General features: G+C 74.2%; 1 protein-coding gene and 1 pseudogene. Both read right to left on the bottom strand.

Features of this window, described 5'->3' with window-relative positions; translation table 11 throughout:
* Positions 1-39: 39 nt before the first annotated feature.
* The gene (locus tag AC2W7G_RS17365) at positions 40-372 is read right to left on the bottom strand and encodes a hypothetical protein (RefSeq protein ID WP_485869536.1); all 333 of its coding nucleotides are present in this window, start codon (positions 370-372) and stop codon (positions 40-42) included.
* Positions 373-474: 102 nt separating this feature from the next.
* Positions 475-878 (bottom strand): annotated as a pseudogene (locus tag AC2W7G_RS17360) (ATP-binding protein); the annotation flags it as partial.
* Positions 879-886: the final 8 nt, after the last annotated feature.

Below are 886 nucleotides of genomic sequence, written 5' to 3'. Positions count from 1 at the left end.
CCGCCGTCAGCAGGGCCGCCGCCGGCACGGACGGTCGCGTCACCAGCGCGGCCGGCGGGTCGTCGAGCCAATCGGTCGGGACCGGTCCGCGGCGGAAGTCGTCGGTGGCGACCAGCCGGCGCAGGAAGCCGAGGTTGGTCGTGAGGCCCTGCACGAAGGAGTCGTCGAGCGCGTCGAGCATCGCGTCGATCGCGACGTCGCGGTCGTCCCGCGCGTGACCAGCTTGGCGATCATCGGGTCGTAGGACGTCGACACCTCGCCGGGCCCGTCGTAGGCCGTCTCGACGCGGGCCCGGCCGCTGAGCGCGAGCTCCTCGATCGTCCCGGCCTGGGGCAGGAAGCCGGCGTACGGGTCCTCGGCGTAGACGCGCACCTCGAGGGCGTGGCCGTCGAAGCCGATCTCGTCCTGGGCCAGCGGCAGCGGCTCGCCGGCGGCGACCGCGAGCTGCCAGGCGACGAGGTCGGTGCCGGTGACCTCCTCGGTGACCGGGTGCTCCACCTGCAGGCGGGTGTTCATCTCCAGGAAGAAGGCCTCGTCGCCCGCGACCAGGAACTCCACGTGCCGGCACCGACGTAGCCGACCTCGTGGGCCAGGGCCACGGACGCGTCGTGCAACCGCTCACGCAGGGCTTCCGGCAGGTCGGGCGCGGGGGCCTCCTCCAGCACCTTCTGGTGGCGACGCTGGGCGGAGCAGTCGCGCGTGCCGAGGTGGACGACGTGGCCGTGCTCGTCGCCGAAGACCTGCACCTCGACGTGGCGGCCGCCCTCGACGTAGCGCTCGACGAGGAGCGTGTCGTCGCCGAACGCGGCGGACGCCTCGCGGGCCGCGCGGGCCAGGGCGTCGGCCAGTCCCTCGGGGCGCACGGCACGACGTTGCATGCCCTTGC

This window comes from Aeromicrobium sp. PFPM2_SD2, assembly GCF_057364525.1.
The sequence above is the reverse complement of the archived record's forward strand: the minus strand, read 5'-3'. Positions and strand labels throughout refer to the sequence as shown.